The sequence below is a fragment of the Caballeronia sp. GAWG2-1 genome (genome assembly GCF_023631405.1).
In the GTDB taxonomy this organism is placed as follows: Bacteria; Pseudomonadota; Gammaproteobacteria; order Burkholderiales; family Burkholderiaceae; genus Caballeronia.
In genome coordinates this window covers 278,930-292,426 of the sequence record NZ_JALQDD010000006.1, presented here as the reverse complement: position 1 = coordinate 292,426, position 13,497 = coordinate 278,930, and the positions used below count along the sequence as shown (strand labels likewise).

The 13,497-nt window shown below is 60.6% G+C and carries 13 protein-coding genes and 2 tRNA genes; 8 read left to right on the top strand and 7 right to left on the bottom strand.

Annotation, left to right across the window (positions count from 1 at the left end; genetic code table 11):
• Positions 1–199 precede the first annotated feature (199 nt).
• Positions 200–817, top strand: a complete 618-nt coding sequence (locus NCR98_RS03760; protein ID WP_250525542.1) for a chorismate mutase — start codon at positions 200–202, stop codon at positions 815–817.
• Here the strand turns inward: NCR98_RS03760 and NCR98_RS03755 are convergent.
• Entirely contained in the window at positions 814–1,971 is a 1,158-nt protein-coding gene (locus tag NCR98_RS03755) for an exonuclease domain-containing protein (RefSeq protein WP_250525541.1), read from the bottom strand. The genes NCR98_RS03760 and NCR98_RS03755 overlap by 4 nt on opposite strands.
• 658 nt (positions 1,972–2,629) lie before the next feature.
• On the opposite strand from NCR98_RS03755, the gene NCR98_RS03750 reads away from it, so the two are divergent.
• Together NCR98_RS03750 and NCR98_RS03745 are read left to right on the top strand one after the other, a co-directional pair.
• On the top strand, positions 2,630–2,863 hold the full coding sequence (locus tag NCR98_RS03750) for a hypothetical protein (RefSeq protein ID WP_502799718.1): 234 nt from the start codon (positions 2,630–2,632) through the stop codon (positions 2,861–2,863).
• 532 nt (positions 2,864–3,395) lie between these two features.
• The gene (locus tag NCR98_RS03745; RefSeq protein ID WP_244827357.1) at positions 3,396–4,529 is read left to right on the top strand and encodes a porin; all 1,134 of its coding nucleotides are present in this window, start codon (positions 3,396–3,398) and stop codon (positions 4,527–4,529) included.
• 93 nt (positions 4,530–4,622) lie between these two features.
• Here the strand turns inward: NCR98_RS03745 and greB are convergent, their stop codons facing one another.
• Complete coding sequence (gene greB, locus NCR98_RS03740) at positions 4,623–5,174, bottom strand: transcription elongation factor GreB (protein WP_244827356.1); 552 nt, start codon at positions 5,172–5,174, stop codon at positions 4,623–4,625.
• A 152-nt stretch (positions 5,175–5,326) separates the two neighbouring features.
• Here greB and NCR98_RS03735 point away from each other — a divergent pair.
• Positions 5,327–5,403, top strand: a tRNA-Arg gene (locus NCR98_RS03735).
• Between the two features lie 105 nt (positions 5,404–5,508).
• Positions 5,509–5,585 (top strand) — tRNA-Arg (locus NCR98_RS03730).
• 58 nt (positions 5,586–5,643) lie between these two features.
• On the opposite strand, the gene NCR98_RS03725 is transcribed toward NCR98_RS03730, so the two are convergent.
• The 5 genes from NCR98_RS03725 to NCR98_RS03705 form a co-directional block, all read right to left on the bottom strand.
• Complete coding sequence (locus tag NCR98_RS03725) at positions 5,644–6,135, bottom strand: phage protein NinX family protein (RefSeq protein ID WP_250525539.1); 492 nt, start codon at positions 6,133–6,135, stop codon at positions 5,644–5,646.
• Between the two features lie 55 nt (positions 6,136–6,190).
• Positions 6,191–8,584, bottom strand: coding sequence for a RelA/SpoT family protein (locus tag NCR98_RS03720; protein ID WP_250463796.1), 2,394 nt, complete (start codon positions 8,582–8,584; stop codon positions 6,191–6,193).
• 116 nt (positions 8,585–8,700) lie between these two features.
• A complete protein-coding gene (rpoZ, locus tag NCR98_RS03715; RefSeq protein ID WP_006025620.1) occupies positions 8,701–8,904 on the bottom strand; it encodes a DNA-directed RNA polymerase subunit omega in 204 nt (67 codons plus the stop codon).
• A gap of 70 nt (positions 8,905–8,974) precedes the next feature.
• A complete protein-coding gene (gmk, locus tag NCR98_RS03710; protein ID WP_244827353.1) occupies positions 8,975–9,649 on the bottom strand; it encodes a guanylate kinase in 675 nt (224 codons plus the stop codon).
• 9 nt (positions 9,650–9,658) lie between these two features.
• A complete protein-coding gene (locus NCR98_RS03705; RefSeq protein ID WP_244827352.1) occupies positions 9,659–10,603 on the bottom strand; it encodes a YicC/YloC family endoribonuclease in 945 nt (314 codons plus the stop codon).
• 293 nt (positions 10,604–10,896) lie between these two features.
• On the opposite strand from NCR98_RS03705, the gene rph reads away from it, so the two are divergent.
• Genes rph through hemW form a run of 3 tightly spaced genes read left to right on the top strand, consistent with a single transcriptional unit; the run spans position 10,897 to position 13,485 of the window.
• A complete protein-coding gene (gene rph / locus NCR98_RS03700; protein ID WP_244827351.1) occupies positions 10,897–11,655 on the top strand; it encodes a ribonuclease PH in 759 nt (252 codons plus the stop codon).
• Positions 11,648–12,265, top strand: coding sequence for an RdgB/HAM1 family non-canonical purine NTP pyrophosphatase (gene rdgB / locus NCR98_RS03695; RefSeq protein ID WP_244827350.1), 618 nt, complete (start codon positions 11,648–11,650; stop codon positions 12,263–12,265). The genes rph and rdgB overlap by 8 nt, the downstream gene beginning before the upstream one ends.
• Positions 12,262–13,485, top strand: a complete 1,224-nt coding sequence (hemW, locus tag NCR98_RS03690) for a radical SAM family heme chaperone HemW (RefSeq protein ID WP_250525538.1) — start codon at positions 12,262–12,264, stop codon at positions 13,483–13,485. The genes rdgB and hemW overlap by 4 nt, the downstream gene beginning before the upstream one ends.
• Positions 13,486–13,497: the final 12 nt, after the last annotated feature.

The window sequence follows — 13,497 nt, the reverse complement described above, 5'->3', positions numbered from 1 at the left end:
CTGGATCGTCACGCCGTCGTCGTGAAAACGACGCCCAGTGCGCACGGCGCGCACGGACCTCACGGTCTCTTCATGGCAGAAGCCAGGCGAAGTCGCGCCTTATCCTTTTGACGGCAGCCGGGAGTCGTGCGGCAAGACTCGCCTATCCGGGATGAACTCTCACAGCGGTGCGTTATGCTGGCACTTTTGCATCGAGCCCATGCGCAGCCGATCTCTGACTTCTCTCCTCGCTTCATCTCGCGTGCTCGCGGTGACTGGCGTCGCCGCCTTGCTCTTCACGTTGTCGGCACCCGTTAGCGCCGATGGCGACGACACCGCCTTCACCAATCTCATTGCTCTCGTCTCGCAACGGCTTGCGCTTGCCGAACCCGTCGCGCGCTGGAAGTGGGCGCGTCACGAACCGATCACCGATGAACCGCGCGAAGCCGCGCTCCTGAAGCAAGTCGAAAATAAAGCCAGCGCCGCGCAGGTCGATCCCGCGTTCGCGCGCCAGTTCTTTCGCGATCAGATCGATGCCAGCAAGGACGTGCAGAACGCGCTCTTCGCCAACTGGCGCGCGGCCAAGGCTGCGCCAGAAGGCACGCCGCCCGATCTCGCGCATGACACGCGCCCGAAGCTCGATCGCCTGACGCAGTCGCTCATGACCGCGCTCGCGCGCGTCGAACCGCTACGTCAAGCCGACGATTGTCCGCTGCGTCTTGCACAAAGCGTGGCGCGCTGGAAGCATCTGACGCGCTATGACTCGTCGATGAACGATCCGCTCTCGCACGCGTTGTCGCATGTGTGCGCGGCGGGCGGCGTGGGCGCGGTCGGCTAGCTGGTGACCCGATTCGCGACAGCTGCTGGCGCGCATTCGAGTGCGACGAACGCCAGTCCGCGCGCGAGGCGCTCGCCGAGGATGCGATAGGTAGCGAGTTCGAAGACGGGCGCCGAAGCAATCGCCGACAAGGCGCGCGCGTCGACGATACTCCGAGCCGAACCGAGATATTGCCATCGGTCGATGACATGCCAGACGCGTTCGGCCATCGCCGGATCGCGTTCTTCGATTGCGATTGGACCCGCATAGGGCCACGGCGCGCCACGCATGTCGCCGGTACGCGCCTTTGGCACGCGGTTATGCGCCGGCCGCAGTGCCGCCACCAGTTGCGCTTCGGCAAGCAACGCACCGATTTCTCCACCGGTCGCGCGCCACTCGACGCGCCGCACGAGCGCGGACAACCGCAAATCCTTCGCGGAACGGCGTGGCCCGACCAGATGCGAACGCACACGTTGACGCAAGCGCACGCTTCGGCCGACATATAGCGGGGCATCGTCGTCGCCGCGAAAGACGTAGACGCCGCAGCCAACCGGTATGCGCTCGATCGTGTCTTCATCGATATGAGCCGCGATCTGAAAGCGCCGCGTCACGCGTTCGACGTGCGCGCTCAGTAAATCGGCCGCGTGCGAGCGATGCAGATGCTGCCAGAACTGCCAAAGCAGATCCGCATCGGCGAGTGCACGGTGACGCGCGGACGGCACGAGCGCGTGACGCTCGACGAGCGCATCGAGTCCGTGGCGGCTTTCGGCGGGATACACGGCGCGCGAAAGTTGCACGGTGCACAGCACATCCGGCGTAAAGCGCAGGTCGAGCCGCCGGAATTCGCCCTTCAGGAAACTGTGATCGAAGTGGGCGTTGTGCGCGATGAAAAGCCGCCCGTTCATGCGTTCGAACAGGTCTTGCGCGAGCGCTTCGAAGGTGGGCGCGTCGCGCACCATGGCATCGGTGATGCCCGTCAATTGCTGGATGAAGCCAGGAATCGGCTTCTGCGGGTTGACGAGCGTGGTCCACTGCGACACGCCGCTTGGCCCGACCTCGACGATGCCGATCTCCGTGATGCGATCGATGCCGAACGTGCCGCCCGTCGTTTCGAGATCGACGAAGACGATGGGATCGGTGGGAAGCTTGAACTCGGCGGGTGGATCGAAATGCATTATCGGACGGCGGGAGATTGCGGGATTCGCGGGAGTAAGCGATGGGACGAGATTGCCCATTCTAACGCAGCGGGGTGACCGGGGCTTTGTCGCCGAGCAGCCGCGGTAATCGGTAAGTAATTCTGGTTAAGGGATTATATTGTCGGTTTACGTGATTACCCGGATTTACGATTTACGACGCTTGAGTCGTTGCAATTAATTTTTTTCAGCGACGATGTTGAACACGAATTTTGACACAATGGCGGATAACCCTGATTACTTATGGATTTTGGTGATGGTCGCTCAGTCAGCGTCCATACGCCGCCCGAGGCCGCTTCAGCTGGCCGTCAACCGGCAATGGGCGCGCCGCGAGCTACCGCGATGGGCGCATCCTGCGAATCTCCGGTCTCACAAGTCCGAGGTCGATAATCGTTATCGAGCCTGGAAGATAATACGGCGACCGCTGTTGCACATTAACCAATCTGTAATTCAGACTAATCCTGATTACTGCTTTCCGTCATTGTTATTCCAAGCAACAGGCAGACGCATTTATAAAGTGGAAAAATTACCGCGCCCGTAACCGATTTATTAAAATCGTAAGTGTTTACTCGTCTTGCCCAATTCTCTGCAGTTAAGGATTATGGAAACTGACTCGCAACCAGTTGTAAAGGAGGACGCTGTGATAATCCAATTCAAGCGTATCGCGCTTTGGCTAAAACTGGCATTCGCTCCGACGATTGGGCCGGAAACGTCATCGGCCGGCTTGCTCCAAATCGATCCTTCCTGGCACGGCGATCATTGGCAAAATCTGCTTGCATCGCCCATGGACGCCCGCCGCTACGTGATGGAGGACTGGGCAGTGCCGCTCGGAGCGGACGTCGTCGAGCAGGAAGAGGAGAAGGCCACGGCCTGATCGCGGCCTGGTGAGTTCGCGAAGTTTCAAGCAAAAAAAAGCGCGACCCGAAGATCGCGCTGACAAAGTTTGGAGATCTTTTCCGTCAACGAAAAAGTCTGCTTCGGAAAGCAGAGCCCTCAGTATAGCTACGGCTGCAGCAATAATTACCCTCGAAAAAAGCAATCTTCTGTTTCACTTGGCTCAACAATCCGTATTTTCAGAAAGCGCCTGTTGCTTTGCGCCAACTTATATGTAGCGCTTGCGCAACGCGAGTTGGTTGACACTTCCGGCCTTACGACTTTATTCGCGCTTAAAGCGTTGTATTAAAAGAAGAATAAGCGGTTCATCGATCATTGCTGTTAGAAGAATGATTTATTGCGGAAATTGGAACGCCCCGCTTGTAACGCCGTCTTTACACTTCGTCTGGTCCGGAAACACATGTGTCTCTTCGTGACGCATGACTCCTCCGACAGCGCCTCTCGCAGCGCGCCGGAACGAGGTTTCCTCAAAGCCTGGGTCTAGGGCCCAATCTGCTCTCGGAGTTACAAAGATGAAAAAGACTCTCATCGTCGCAGCCCTCTCGGGTGTCTTCGCCACTGCAGCTCACGCCCAAAGCAGCGTCACGCTGTACGGCTTGATCGATGCAGGCATCACCTACACGAACAATCAGAACGGCCACAGCAACTTCAAGGAAACCAGCGGTTCGGTGAACGGCAGCCGTTGGGGCTTGCGCGGCGCTGAGGACCTCGGCGGCGGCTTGAAGGCAATCTTCACGTTGGAAAACGGCTTCAACATCGCTAACGGCACGCTGGGCCAGGGTGGCCGCGAATTCGGCCGTCAAGCGTACGTTGGTCTGTCGAGCGAACAGTTCGGCACGGTCACGCTCGGTCGTCAATATGACTCCGTGGTCGACTTCCTCGGGCCTCTGGCTCTGACGGGCACGCAATACGGCGGCACGCAGTTCGCCCACCCGTTCGACAACGACAACCTCGACAACACGTTCCGCGTGAACAACTCGGTTAAGTATACGAGCGCGAACTACGCCGGCTTCAAGCTTGGCGCGCAGTATGGCTTCTCGAACGAAGCAGGCGGTTTCTCGGACAACCGTCAATACAGCGTAGGCGCATCGTACAACTACGGCCCGTTGAACATCGCTGGCGCGTACATGCAACTGAACAACGCCGGTTCGCTGAACACCGGTGGCGCGATCAGCGGCGACAACCCGTTCGTGGCTGGCCGTCAACGCATCTTCGGCGGCGGCGTGAACTACGCTTTCGGCCCGGCAACGGTTGGCTTCGTGTTCACGCAGACGATGCTGGACAACGCAACGGCCATCAGCAACACGGGTTCGCAAGGCGCTGGCCTGGTTGGTCTGACGGACGGCCACGTTCGCTTCACGAACTACGAAGTCAACGGCCGTTACAACCTGACGCCGGCTTTGTCGCTCGCAGCGAACTACACGTACACCGACAGCCGCATCGATGGCGTGAAGCCGAAGTTCCACCAAGTCGACCTGCAAACGGCGTACGCGCTGTCCAAGCGTACGGACGTTTATCTGCAAGGCGAATACCAACACGTTTCGGATCTGGATGGCACGGGTCTGGGCGCGACGATCAACGGCGTAGGCGTTTCGTCGACGCCGAACCAAGTCTCGGCAACGGTTGGTCTGCGTCACCGCTTCTAAGCTGGACTGGTTTCATCAGTATGAAAAAGGCCGCTCTTCGGAGCGGCCTTTTTTTCGTCCAACGTTCCGGGCACCAGAGCGCCTTCAGGACTTTTAGCGCGGATAGCGCACGTCGAGGATGTCGATCTGCTGCACGCCTGCGGGCGTATGCAACGGCACCGTATCGCCGATCTTCGCCTTGAGCAGCGCGCGCGCCACCGGCGAGATCCAACTCACGTGACCGACGTCCAGGTCGACCTCGTCCACGCCGACGATCGTCACCGTATGCACCTCGCCGTCGTCGCCGGAATAGTCGACGGTCGCACCGAAGAACACCTGGTCGACGTTCTCCTGCCTGCTGCTGTCCACCACTTCCGCGAGATCGAGACGCTTGCCGAGAAAGCGGATACGCCGGTCGATTTCTCGCAGCCGACGCTTGCCGTAGATGTAATCGCCATTCTCCGAGCGGTCGCCATTTGACGCCGCCCACGACACGAGCCTGACCACTTCGGGGCGCTCGGTATCGAGCAATTGCAACAGCTCGTCGCGCAGGCGCTTGTGGCCCGCTGGCGTGATGTAGTTCTTGGTCCCCGCCGGAATGTCCGGCTGACCGAGTTCGAGATCGTCGTCACTTTCGTCCGACTCTTTGACAAATGCCTTGTTCATCGCACAGACCAAGTTCGAATTTCCGGGGCTTCTCTGCCCCCAAACCAACAACTTACCACGCGCGTTGAGCGTGGAGGACGCATCTAAAGCGATAATTTGGTCAACGCCCCTTCCTTTTTCAAACAGGCTTGGCTATAATTCCGCTTCTGCGTGCGGCTGTAGCTCAGTTGGATAGAGTACTTGGCTACGAACCAAGGGGTCGTGGGTTCGAATCCTGCCAGCCGCACCACTTAATTCAGGTTTCCCGCCTTCGGACGGAAAACAGCATCAAGCGCTTAACCAAAAGTGCATGTAATACACAAGCAGTACCGTTTGAAGCAGTACCGTTTTGCGTGCGGCTGTAGCTCAGTTGGATAGAGTACTTGGCTACGAACCAAGGGGTCGTGGGTTCGAATCCTGCCAGCCGCACCACCTTTCGAAGGGCCTTCCACACGGAAGGCCCTTTTTGTTTGCCTCGTCGCTAGTTACTCTACTGCCGCGGCAACGAGCCAATATCACCAATACGCTCGTCCGGTATCGGCAAATCTTCAACCGATGCCACCGCGCTTGGTTCGCCAATCGCCTCGGCTCGTTCGCCCATCAGCATTTGCGAGCGATGCGGGAATTCGTCGTCCACGGTGTCGCCGAAAGAGTGACGCACGAACGCGCGCAGAAGCGCCACGCGCAGCGACGGTCCGCGCCCTTCCATTGTGTCCGCGTCCTTGCCGAAGCTCACGCTGCAGACCACCTCGCCGCGTCCGTGATCGCTCATTTCGAGCCGGCACGCGCGCTCGAGAACGACCGAAGCGGCTTCCCACGAAGTAGATGGCAGAAAGCGACCGTCCCAAGGCCGGCCGCGATCGTTGCCGCGAATGGAGAGCGTCTGTCCGCTGTCGGTGAAGTGGATTTCGCGAATGAAGTCGTGCAGCCCGCGCGCTACCCAGTAGTTGAGTGCCTGGCCGTCGAGATCGGATGTTTGCATGTGGCGCTTCTCCTGTAGTCGTACAGGCATGCACGCGATGTGCCCGCGCCGTGGATCAATAGTCGGCGCGTTCGCGGTCGATGCGCATGCCGCCTTCCTGATTGCGATGATGCGGCTCGTCGCTAGGCCGCTCGCGCGCGATACGCATGACGTCCGGATTGGTCCGCACACGCCGCATTACGTTGGCGAGATGCACGCGATCGCTGACCTGGATGACGAAGCGCAGCATCTTGGCTTCCTGCGAGACGTCTTCATCCATGGCGATATGGACGATGTTGGCATCCGCCGACGTAATGTCCGCCGCGACGCGCGCAAAAACGCCCTTCGTGTTTCTGACGAGCACCTTCACCGCGACATCGAACAAACGTCCCGGCTGCGGCGCCCACGCGACGTCGATCCAGCGGCCTGGATCGCGCCGATGAATCCGCTGCGCCACGCGACATTCGGTCGTATGAATGGCCATGCCGAGCCCGATGCCGATATAGCCCATGATGTCGTCGCCGGGAATCGGCCGGCAGCACGCGGAAAGCTGCACCGACATGCCTTCCGTGCCCGTGATGACAACTGGCGGCGCCGTATTCGTATTGACGTGATCGCGCGGCGAGTGATCGTCGTCGTCGCGGCCGTTCATCAGCACTTCGATGCGCTTGGCCATGACCGCCGCCACGCGCCTTCCAAGACCGATGTCCGCGAAAATTTCCTGACGCGTCTTGTTGCCCGTCCATTGCACGAGCTTTTCCCAGACTTCCGGCGTGACATCCGAAAGCGCCAGACCATAGCCCTTGAGGCTTTGATCGACGAGACGTTCGCCCAGCTGCACGGACTCGTTCAGGCGCATTGTCTTCAGATAGTGACGAATGGCCGAGCGCGCCTTACCCGTGCGCACGAAGCCGAGCCACGCGGGATTCGGCTTGGAGTACGGCGCGGTAATGACTTCGACGATATCGCCGCTCTTCAACTCCGTGCGCAGCGGCAGCAATTCGTTGTTGATTTTCACCGCGACGCACTGATTGCCGAGGTCGCTGTGGATCGAATACGCGAAGTCGAGTGCGGTCGCGCCGCGCGGCAGCGGCATGATCTTCGACTTCGGCGTGAAAACGTAGACGGCGTCCGGGAACAGGTCGATCTTGACGTGTTCGAGGAACTCGCTCGAATCGCCTGCTTCGCTCTGAATGTCGAGCAGCGACTTGAGCCACTGATGCGCGCGCTTTTGCACGTCGTTGAGGTCGGCGCCGCCGTTCTTGTAGAGCCAGTGCGCCGCAACGCCCGCCTCGGCGATCTCGTGCATCTTGCGCGTGCGAATCTGGAACTCGATGGGCGCGCCGAACGGACCGACCAGCGTGGTATGCAACGACTGATAGCCATTGACCTTCGGAATGGCGATGTAGTCCTTGAACTTGCCCGGCACCGGCTTATAGAGCGCATGCAGCGCGCCGATGCACGTATAGCATTCGAGCGCGCTTTCCACGACCACGCGAAAACCGTAGACGTCGAGCACTTGCGAGAACGACAACTGCTTGTCGCGCATCTTCTTGTAGATACTGAAGATCGTCTTTTCGCGGCCGGTGACTTCGGCGCTGATTTTGGCGTCCGCGATGGTGCGCTGAACGGCTTCGAGAATCTTGCCGACCACTTCGCGCCGGTTGCCGCGCGCCGCCTTCACCGCTTTTTCGAGCGTGGCGTAACGGGTCGGATTGAAGTTCGCGAAGCTCAAATCCTGCAGCTCGCGATACGTATTGTTCAGACCCAGCCGATGCGCAATGGGCGCATAGATGTCGAGCGTCTCGCGCGCGACGCGACGGCGCTTTTCCGACGGCACCGCGCCGAGCGTGCGCATGTTGTGCAGCCGGTCCGACAACTTGACGAGGATGACGCGGACATCGCGCGCCATGGCCAGCAGCATCTTGCGGAAGTTTTCCGCCTGCGCTTCCTCGCGATTGCGAAATTCCATCTTGTCGAGCTTCGACAAGCCGTCGACCAGTTCGGCGACCTTCGCGCCGAAGCGCTCCGCGATCTCCGTCTTGGTGACGCCCTGATCCTCGATCACGTCATGCAGCAGCGCCGCCATGATCGATTGCGCGTCAAGCTTCCAGCCCGCGCAAATTTCCGCAACGGCAACCGGGTGCGTGATGTAGGGCTCGCCGCTTTGACGATACTGCCCGAGATGCGCTTCGTCGCTGAAATGGAAAGCCGACTTGACTTCCTTGATCTCTTCCGGCGAAAGATAGCCTGCAAGCGTGTTCGTCAGTTTCGCGATGGAAACGACGTCGTGCTTGCGCGGCTGTTCCGGCGTGGCGGTGGGCCCGAACAGATGGCGAAACGACTGTTCGAGGACCGCATCGATATATCTGCGCGCCGCTTGCGGCTTGTCCGCGTCGAGCACCGAATCCTGATCGATTTCGATGTCGGGTTCCACGGAGGCGGAGACGGGCAACGGTGCTTGACTCATGTTCGCCTCCGTGGGTAAGTGACGCGCAATGTCGTCCGGTTAGGAGAGTTGAAACGCCATGAAAAAAACAGCGCCCGTGATGAGGATCACACGGGCTATTACGAAGGCGAAGGCAATTAAACCGGCACCTTCTTCAACATTTCGACGCCGACCTGGCCGGCCGCGATTTCGCGCAACGCAACGACCGTAGGCTTGTCGCGGCTTTCGATCTTCGGCGTATGGCCTTGTGCGAGCTGACGCGCGCGATAGGTCGCTGCAAGCGCGAGCTCGAAGCGGTTAGGAATTTGTTTCAGGCAGTCTTCGACGGTGATGCGGGCCATGTTTGTTTCCTTCTCGATATGTACTTTATTCTACCTTATGTGACCGGCATGACCCGGCCACTACTTCGCGTCATTGCGCCTGCGCGGAGTGAATGCCGAGCTCCACGAATAGCTCCGTATGACGCGCGTATTGCGAAGTGAAGCGCAGCCGCGTCGCCTTGACGAGACACTGCAACTCGGCGAGCGCGCGATCGAAGTTCTCGTTGATCACGACGTACTCCGCTTCCGATGCATGCGCCATCTCGCTGCCGGCTGCAAGCAGACGCCGCACGATCACTTTCTCCGAGTCCTGGCCGCGTTTTTTCAGACGGTCTTCGAGCGCGTCCAGCGAAGGCGGCAGAATGAAAATCTCGACCGCATTGCGGAACTGCTTCTTCACCTGCTGCGCACCCTGCCAGTCGATTTCGAGCAGCACGTCGTTGCCGTTACGCATCTGATCCTCGATCCACACCTTCGAGGTCGCGTAGTAGTTGCCGTGCACTTCGGCGCTTTCGAGGAATTCGCCTGCCTTGTGGCGTTCCATGAATTCATCGACGGAAACGAAGTGATACTGCACGCCGTTGCTTTCCTTCGGGCGCGGGTCGCGCGTCGTATACGAAACGGACAGGCGGATAGCTTCGTCCTGTGCAAGCAGCGCGTTCACGAGCGTGGACTTGCCCGCACCCGAAGGCGCGACGACCATGAACAGGTTGCCCGGATAAATGCCCGTGTAGTTGCTGTGCGAGCGGTGCGTGTTGTTCGGCATGATGTTGCGTTACTCCAGATTCTGTACTTGCTCGCGCATTTGTTCGATGAGCAGTTTCAGCGTCATCGATGCATCCGCGAGTTCCTTCGCCGCGGCCTTCGAGCCGAGCGTGTTTGCTTCGCGATTGAGCTCCTGCATCATGAAGTCGAGGCGCTTGCCGACCTTGCCGCCCTTTTGCAACACGTGGCGCGTTTCGGTCAGATGCGCGGTGAGCCGCTGCAATTCCTCGGCGATATCGATACGAATACCGTACATCGTCACTTCCTGGCGAATGCGCTCGGCAATTTCCTCGCGCGGCACGCTCGCCGATGTGGCGCCGTCGTTCGTCGCAATGCCGAGCGCGTCTTGCAAGCGTTCGACGATCTTCTGCTGATGCTTCGCGATCAATTCCGGCACGAGCGGCGTGATGCGCGCGACGATGGCTTCCATCTCCGTCACGTTGTTGATGAGCACCGCGCCCAGCGCCGCGCCTTCACGCGCGCGCACGTCGATGAGATCGGCGATTGCCTGCTTGCCGCACGCGAGCACGGCTTCGCGCAACGTGTCTTGCGACACCGAGCTTTCCTTCAGCACGCCAGGCCAGCGCAGAATTTCGCCAGTGCGCATGCGTTCGGAGTCGCGAAACACGTCGAGCACGGCGCGTTCGAGCGCGGCGAGTTGCGTGAGCGCTTCGCGATTGAGCGCGCCCGCGTTGGCCGTCTGCTCCACGCGATTCAAATTGATGCGGATATCCACCTTGCCGCGCGAAAGCTTGCTCATCAGCATTTCGCGCAATTGCGGCTCGCTTGCGCGCACGTCTTCGGGCATGCGGAAGTTCAGATCGAGGAAGCGCGAATTCACCGTGCGCAATTCCACCGATACACCGACGCCCGAACCGCCCGCGCCATTGGGTCCCGCGCCATCCGCGACGACTTCGCGGGTCGCGCTGGCATAGCCTGTCATGCTGTAGATCATGGTACGTCTCGCGATGTGAGCCTTCGTTGCGAAGGCCGTTTCGATACGAGCGCCCGGCGCGCTTGAGGGTGCGCTTCGGTGGCACGCGTATGGCCGCCGGGCGAGGAACCCGCATTATCCCATTTTTACTGCCGCGCCCGCCGATATGACGCCTCGCGGCGCTGGCCGCGCGCGACAACGCCGGCTTTGGATTAACGATAAAATCGCGCACACGCCGCGCTTTCGCGTTATTCCCGCGTCTTTATCGAGCGCCGGCACTTTCACTACGCGTTCAACTCCACTCTGGCCCATCCATGACCGACTCTCCCCTGCTGAAACCTTCCGTTCCGCGTCCGGGCGGCCGCCGCGCGAATCAATTGCGCGACGTGCGCATCACGCGGCACTACACGAAGCATGCGGAAGGCTCGGTGCTCGTCGAGTTCGGCGATACCAAGGTCATCTGCACGGCGAGTATCGCCGAGCGCGTGCCGGAATTCCTGCGCGGGCGCGACCAAGGCTGGCTCACCGCCGAATACGGCATGCTGCCGCGCGCCACGCATACGCGCAACGACCGCGAAGCCGCGCGCGGCAAGCAGACCGGCCGCACGCAGGAGATCCAGCGGTTGATCGGCCGCGCGCTGCGCTCCGTATTCGATCTGAACGCGCTCGGTCCGCGCACGCTGAATATCGACTGCGATGTCATCCAGGCCGACGGCGGCACGCGCACGGCGAGCATCACGGGCGCGTTCGTCGCCGCGCATGATGCCGTCACGAAGCTCGTCGCGAATGGCCGTATCGCGCAATCGCCGATCAAGGATTTCGTCGCGGCCATTTCCGTCGGCATCTATCAGGGCGCGCCCGTGCTCGACCTCGACTACGAGGAAGACTCGCAGTGCGACACCGACATGAACGTCGTGATGACGGGTGCGGGCGGTTTCGTCGAAGTTCAGGGCACGGCGGAAGGCGCACCATTTTCGCGCGACGAAATGAACGCGCTGCTCGATCTCGCGGACAGCGGCATAAAAGGCCTGATCGCGAAGCAGAAAGCTGCACTGGGGATAGAAGGTGTCTGATACGGCAACACTCGGACGCGTGGTGCTCGCGTCGAACAACGCGGGCAAGCTGCGCGAATTCGCATCGCTGCTGGATGCGGCGGGAATCGAATTGATCGCGCAGGGCGAACTCGGCGTGCCGGAAGCCGACGAACCGCACGCCACTTTCGTCGAAAACGCGCTGGCCAAGGCGCGCCACGCCGCGACGCTCACCGGCCTGCCCGCTTTGGCCGATGACTCCGGCCTTTGCGTACGCGCGCTGAACGGCGCGCCCGGCGTGTATTCGGCGCGTTTCGCCTCGATGCACGGCGGCGTGAAAAGCGATGCGGCCAACAACGCGCACCTCGTCTCCGAACTCGCCGACAAAGCCGACCGCCGCGCCTATTACTTCTGCGTGCTCGTGCTCGTGCGTCACGCGAACGATCCGGAACCGCTCATCGCCGAGGGCCGCTGGCACGGAGAAGTCATCGACACGCCGCGCGGCGCACATGGCTTCGGCTACGATCCGCACTTCTTTTTGCCGACGCTCAACGCGACGGCTGCCGAACTCGATCCGGCACGCAAGAACGCGCTTTCGCATCGGGCGCTGGCGCTGCGTGAATTGCTGCAACATCTCAAGGAACTTGCGTGAGTTCCGGTCCGAAGACAATCAATGTCGTGCAGGCATTCACATCGCCGGGCAGCATCCGGCTCAAGTCGTTGCCGCCGCTCGCGCTTTACGTGCATTTCCCGTGGTGCGTGCGTAAGTGTCCGTATTGCGATTTCAACTCGCACGAGTGGAACGGCGATGCGTTCCCCGAGGACCGTTACCTCGACGCCTTGCGTGCCGATCTCGAAAGCGCGCTGCCGCTCGTGTGGGGACGGCAGGTACACACCATTTTCATCGGCGGCGGCACGCCGAGCCTTCTGTCCGCGAAAGGACTCGACCGGCTGCTCTCGGACGCGCGCGCCTTGTTGCCCATCGACGCCGACGCCGAGATCACGCTCGAAGCCAATCCCGGCACCTTCGAAGCCGCGAAGTTCGCGCAGTTTCGCGCGAGCGGTGTGAACCGCTTGTCGATCGGCATTCAGAGTTTCGACGAAACGCATCTGAAGGCGCTCGGCCGCATTCACGATGCAACGCAGGCGCGCAAAGCCGTGGAGATCGCGTCGAAACACTTCGACAATTTCAATCTCGACCTGATGTTCGCGTTGCCGAAGCAGACGCTCGACGAATGCCGCCGCGATATCGACACCGCGATCGGCTTTGCACCGCCGCATTTGTCGCTGTATCACCTGACCATGGAGCCGAACACGCTCTTCGCGAAATACCCGCCTGCGCTGCCCGACGACGATGTCGCCGCCGACATGCAGGACTGGATTCACGAACGCGCGCGCGATGCCGGCTACGAGCATTACGAAGTATCGGCGTATGCGAAGCCGCATCGGCAAAGCAAACATAACCTGAATTACTGGCGTTTCGGCGATTACCTTGGAATCGGCGCGGGCGCGCATACCAAGCTCTCGTTTCCGCAAAAAATCTTGCGGCAGGCGCGCTTCAAGCATCCGGCGACATTCATGGACCAGGCGCTTTCGCCCGGCCAGAGCGCGATTCAGGAAGAGCGCGAAGTCGGACCGCGCGATCTGCCGTTCGAATTCATGCTCAACACGCTGCGTCTGGTCGAAGGCTTTCCGGTGCATTCGTTCATCGAGCGCACGGGCTTGTCGATGTCGGCTATCGAACCCGCGCTCGTCGAAGCGGAGAAGCGCGGACTCATCACGCGCGACTTCGAACGCATTGCGCCGACCGAGCTCGGCCAGCGCTTTCTCAACGATCTACAGGAGCTGTTCTTGAAGGATTCGCAAAATTGAGCGCGCCCACGT